The sequence below is a fragment of the Streptomyces brasiliensis genome (assembly GCF_014647875.1).
GTDB lineage: Bacteria > Actinomycetota > Actinomycetes > Streptomycetales > Streptomycetaceae > Streptomyces > Streptomyces brasiliensis.
This window is the reverse complement of record NZ_BMQA01000161.1, coordinates 1-4,776: the sequence shown is the minus strand read 5'-3', so window position 1 is coordinate 4,776 and position 4,776 is coordinate 1. Positions and strand designations below refer to the sequence as shown.

Genomic DNA, 4,776 nt, shown 5'->3' with positions numbered 1-4,776 from the left:
ACGCCACGGACACATCATCAGCTGGAAGGGGTTCTCCGCTCACCTGACCGAGACCTGTGCTCCCAACGGCCCCAACGTGATCACGGACGTGGCCACCACCGCGGCCACCACCCATGACAGCAAGGTTCTGCCCGGCATCCACACCCGCCTGCACCGCCGCGGCCTGCTGCCCGCCGAGCACCTCGTCGACAGCGGCTACACCTCCCTGCCCCACCTTGCACAAGCCGCACATGACCACCAGGTCACCGTCTCCGGGCCGCTCCGGGGCAACCCCACCCGGCAACACCGCCGGGGTGAAGGCTTCGCCCGCGACGACTTCCACATCGACTACGACCGCCAGCAGGTCACCTGCCCCCAGGGACAGGTCAGCCAGGGCTGGCACGGCCCCTACCCGACCTCCTCACCCACCGCGGCCCCGCTGATCGTGGCCCGGTTCACCAAGAGCCAGTGCCAACCCTGCCCGGCCCGCGCCCAGTGCACCACCTCCCGCGAAAGCCACCGCACCGTCGGCTTTCCCCCGCGAGAACTCCGCGACCTGCAACTCCGCGTCCGTGCCGAGCAACAGACACCTGAGTGGAAGACCCGCTACGCGGTCCGCTCCGGAGTAGAGGGAACGGTCAACGAGTTCGCCCACGGACACGGCATGCGCCGCTGCCGCTACCGAGGCCAGGGCAAGGTCCATCTCCAGCACGTCCTGACCGCCGTCGCCATTAACATCGAGCGCCTCAGCGGTCTCCCAGCGACCGAGGAAGCACCCCCTCCTCGCCGACCGACCGCCTTCCAGACCTACCTCGATCAGCACGAGATCCCCCGGCCGAAGTCCTGGCGCACCCTGGGCACCTGACCTCGGCAACTCCAAGATCCCCGACAGAGTCAAACTCCGTAGAGTCGAGCCGTCCCGGCAACAGGCGCCCCGGGGGCGCCCGAGCCGGATGCCGAACCGGTGGGAGTAAGAGGCGGCTCGCGGGGTGGCCGCACGAGCGTGGCGCGCGATCGGCGTCCTGAGTAGTCCCCACCGGACCCCGGTCATACGGGGATGCTCGTGCCCCTGCCGTGCCCGAACTACCGGGAACTGACGGGGAACCATGGTGGTTGACGGACAGCGCACAGGAGAACGGCCCCCGACCGATTTACCTGGTCAGGGGCCGTTCTTACTGCTCGCAGTGCGGAGGCGGTGGGATTTGAACCCACGGTGACATCGCTGCCACGACGTTTTCAAGATTGCTCACAGCTTGACGGAGACGCCCCGGCCGTGGGAGAGAGAGGATCGTGTCCGGCGCCGGCCAGGAGGGTTCGTATGAATGTCGCCATAGCCGTGGGGGCGCCCAAGGGGGATCTGGACTATCTGGCCGTCGACGGCGCGCGGTTCTGTGTGGAGATGGCACGCCAGAGTTTCGGTGGGCCACCCGCCGGTTTCTGGGTGTTTCAGCGGAAGCCGGTCCGGGTTCCGGTGCCCGGGGCAGACGACATGGGGCGCTGGGTCGACGAGTGGTTCGCCACGGGCGACCCGGTCGACGCCCTGCGAGGTGAGCGGCAGAGCAACGCGGCCGAGCGTCTGGTGAAGAAGAACAAGGCTTTCGGGCCAGGGGGGTTCGCGCTCGCCCCAACGCTGGAGGCGATCATCGCGGCGACGGGTGACCTGAACGGCCACACGCTCGCGGTCATCGTGCTTACCTCCTCGCCGGGTGACGGCGCCGCCGTCATCGCCACGCTGAAGAGGGCTGCCCGCTATCCCGTCTTCTGGGTGTTCATCGGAGCGAACTATGACGTCGAGCGTGTTCTGCACCTCGGCGCACTGGACACCTTGGGCGAGCGCCCCGGCGATCCGGAGAACGTCCTGATCCTGAAGACGCAGGGGTGGGGCTCGAAGTTCGGCGACTGGTGGCGGACGCGGCGGATCAGAAAGGCGTCGACCCGATGGCGCCGCCGCATCCCGCTGGGCTGAGACACCCCGTGTCTGGCAGCCGGAGCATTTCCCGCGGGTGCTGCCTCACCCCACTACAAGGCCGTCAGCTCGCGTCACGCGCCCTAGGGCCGGTCATCCTCTTCGGGCTATGGCTCTGTGTTTCACGCAGGCGCCATGGCTCTACCTAAAGGGGCTCGTCACGCTTGAGTTTGCGGCGTTCACGGATGTTGGGATGACGAACGACCACCCCACCCATACCGCCGGAGCCGTGTAGGCGGATCAGCGGTGCACCGGGGACCCGATCGGGCGTCGTTTTGTCCTTCACGCCGCCGACACCGGGTGCCACTCCGTCTGTGTCTGCGGCCCAGCTACGAGGGATGACGATGGTGACGCCGGCCATCTGACCCCGCACCTCTATCTCAACCTTGGGCAAGTCGCAGTCAGCCTGGGTGAAGTCGAGCTTGACACCGCCCATATCGCCGTATGCGGTGATCCGTGCGGGGACCCGCCAGTGTCCTGCACGCACCGCACCATGGATGCCGCCCTTGATCACGAGCGGCTGTCCCAGTTCTGGAGAATCGACGTGGGGCAGGTCTGCGATGAGCGGTTTCAAATCGGCAAGGGTCTTGGCGGTCAGTGCTCGGCCCAAGCGGGAATCCAGCTCGTCCAGATCAAGGCGGCCCTCGGCAGCTGCGTCCCGCAGTCGCTCCACCACCCTTTCGCGGTCGGCATGAGATGCACGCAGTTCGCTCTGTGCCGCGGGCTCCGGGTGTTCAGCTGTCATGCGCGAGATCATACGGACGGCACACGTAACGCAGCGGTACGCAGTGGGCAGTCACGGACAACGGCAATGTGCGGCACGGGGGAACAGCCCAGCCTCCACCTGGCCTGACGGATGCGCCGCGTGGGCCGTCTCTGGGCCGTCCGGGGCGAACCGGCGTTGACAGATGATGACAACTAGTCCCGGCATCCACGCAGGTCACAGGGCACGTCGCAGTGAGCCGCCGCACGTCAGAGACTTGGGCCATCACTTCCAGAAGATCTGATCGAGTACCAACGAGCTGTTGACTCGGTCATTGAGACTCCGCCGACCTTGGGGAACCAGGCGAAGGCCCATCAGCCGATGGTCAAGCCCGTGATGCCGAAGATCAGCGTAAGGACGAACCAGACTGACGGCCGTAGCCAGGCGAGGGACCTCAGGCGTGCCACGGAAGTTAGATATGACCCCCATTGGACCAGAAGGAGCAAATGGCTACGATCACGGCAGGGATGAACAACGGCGTGCCATGACAGACGTAGGCCGCACCTATGGCCAAGCCGATTAGAACGATCAGCACGGTGCCCCCCAGTGCACTTAAGTGGCCACAGCGTAGATGAGGTACCGAGTGGCAACGATGAGCTTCGGCGAAGTCCGCTCAGTCGATGGCCCAGACGTGAGCGTCGTAAGTCGCTGCCGGCCGTGCTTCCTCAACACCATGATCAACAGGTGGCCTCGGGGCCTTGCGCAGCCCGGCCACCGCGGCGGCGACCTGCTCCATGTCGGGGCCCTGCACGGCTGCCGCGCGCTTGCGCCGCGGTTAGGGAGAACGCCATAAGGGAGCTGGAGTGCCCAGGCGGCCCGGTGCCGCGCCGAACTCGGCCAGGTCACCGACGCGCTCGCCGCGCTCCAGGGCGTGCTGAACGTCGTGCGGCGTCTTCCCGCTCGCCCTGGCCCTCGCCCTGCTCCACGGACTCCATCAGCCCCCCGCCTCCCCAGCCCGCCCTTCGACGCCATCTGTTCTGCCGAACCCGCCAACGCGATCGTGAAGGCGAACTGCTTCTTATCTTCACTGCTCAGTACGCCCCCCCCCACGCGACCTGCCGCCCCGTCAGATCACAAAGTGCGACTGGGCTCCGCTCGACCTGGAACACCGTCACCGGCAACTCCTGGCTCATGAACGCCCGCTGAAGCCGCGTGTCATGGGCCTGTGCCGTATCGCCCTGGAGAACGCCTTCCTGGAAGCCGCGTGGATCAAGCACCACTTCTCCGGCGGACCTGAGCAGGAACTGCACGCCGCCGTCGACGACGCCGAGAAGTTCACGAAGGTCGCGGCGCTCGCCCTGTTCGGCGACATCACACGGATCCGCGACGTCGACAAGGAAGTGAAAGCCCGCTACGGAGCGCAGGCGGCATACCTCATCAAGCAGTGCCAGAGAGGAGCCCACGCCGCCGGAGCGCAGATCACCGACCCGCGCCGTTTCGTCCAGGACGTCGAGGCTCTGGCCCAGAAGGTGCGCAAGCCGGAGGTGAGCGCCCGATGAATGCCTTCGCCGCATCCTCAGCCTCCATATCCGCAGCACCCGCTTCCCCCGCCTCCGTCGAAGACCTCCTGCTGACGGCCGACCGGCTGCTCGCCGGCGACCTCGGCGGTGCCACAGCCGCCGGCCGTCACCGCGGAGCCTCACTGGCCCTGAGGACTGCCCTGGAGATCTGCGTGGACCGGGTCCTCAACGCAGCAGTACCAGGACTCGCCCGCACCACCATGCGAGCCAAGATGCTCTGCTTGCGTTGCTACACCCCTGGGGAAACTGCCCGGCGAACCCGCGCCGTCTGGTCGCACCTGTGCCTGGGGTGCCACTACCACCAGTACGAAATCGGGCCCACCTACGAGCAAGTCCGCGCCTGGCGCACGGAGGTCGGCGAGCTCATCCGAACGCTGGACGTCCTTTGACTGTTTGGTCATCGAGGCCACCATTGGTCCGCCGTTCACCGGTCGAAGCACGCAACGCCTTCGGCTTCAGGAACCGAGAGAACCAACGCCTGCGCTCACGCCGGACCACCACAGGTCAGCGCCGTTGGGGCCGGCGGCGGCCACGCGGTCGGTGCGGAT

The 4,776-nt window shown here is 66.9% G+C and carries 5 protein-coding genes and 1 tRNA gene; 4 read left to right on the top strand and 2 right to left on the bottom strand.

What is annotated here, in order from left to right:
• Positions 1–844, top strand: an 844-nt coding sequence (locus IEZ19_RS49095) for a transposase (protein ID WP_189317848.1), incomplete at its 5' end; no start/stop codon positions are given.
• 322 nt (positions 845–1,166) lie between these two features.
• On the opposite strand, the gene IEZ19_RS49090 is transcribed toward IEZ19_RS49095, so the two are convergent.
• Positions 1,167–1,248, bottom strand: a tRNA-OTHER gene (locus IEZ19_RS49090).
• Between the two features lie 49 nt (positions 1,249–1,297).
• On the opposite strand from IEZ19_RS49090, the gene IEZ19_RS49085 reads away from it, so the two are divergent.
• Complete coding sequence (locus IEZ19_RS49085) at positions 1,298–1,945, top strand: vWA domain-containing protein (protein WP_189317847.1); 648 nt, start codon at positions 1,298–1,300, stop codon at positions 1,943–1,945.
• Between the two features lie 145 nt (positions 1,946–2,090).
• Here the strand turns inward: IEZ19_RS49085 and IEZ19_RS49080 are convergent, their stop codons facing one another.
• Positions 2,091–2,690 carry a DUF1707 SHOCT-like domain-containing protein gene (locus IEZ19_RS49080; protein ID WP_189317846.1) on the bottom strand — a complete coding sequence of 200 codons (600 nt, stop codon included), beginning with the start codon at positions 2,688–2,690 and terminating at the stop codon, positions 2,091–2,093.
• 1,175 nt (positions 2,691–3,865) lie between these two features.
• Here IEZ19_RS49080 and IEZ19_RS49075 point away from each other — a divergent pair.
• Positions 3,866–4,207 (top strand): hypothetical protein, encoded by a 342-nt coding sequence (locus IEZ19_RS49075; protein WP_189317845.1) that lies wholly within the window; start codon positions 3,866–3,868, stop codon positions 4,205–4,207.
• Positions 4,204–4,617 (top strand): hypothetical protein, encoded by a 414-nt coding sequence (locus IEZ19_RS49070; protein WP_189317844.1) that lies wholly within the window; start codon positions 4,204–4,206, stop codon positions 4,615–4,617. Before IEZ19_RS49075 ends, IEZ19_RS49070 begins: the two co-directional genes overlap by 4 nt.
• Positions 4,618–4,776 lie beyond the last annotated feature (159 nt).

What these genes read in the sequence shown, in the direction of transcription:
- IEZ19_RS49085 (WP_189317847.1), top strand. Translation starts at nt 1,298, where the DNA reads ATGAATGTCGCCATAGCCGTGGGGGCGCCCAAGGGGGATCTGGACTAT.
- IEZ19_RS49080 (WP_189317846.1), bottom strand. Translation starts at nt 2,690, where the DNA reads ATGACAGCTGAACACCCGGAGCCCGCGGCACAGAGCGAACTGCGTGCA.
- IEZ19_RS49075 (WP_189317845.1), top strand. Translation starts at nt 3,866, where the DNA reads ATGGGCCTGTGCCGTATCGCCCTGGAGAACGCCTTCCTGGAAGCCGCG.
- IEZ19_RS49070 (WP_189317844.1), top strand. Translation starts at nt 4,204, where the DNA reads ATGAATGCCTTCGCCGCATCCTCAGCCTCCATATCCGCAGCACCCGCT.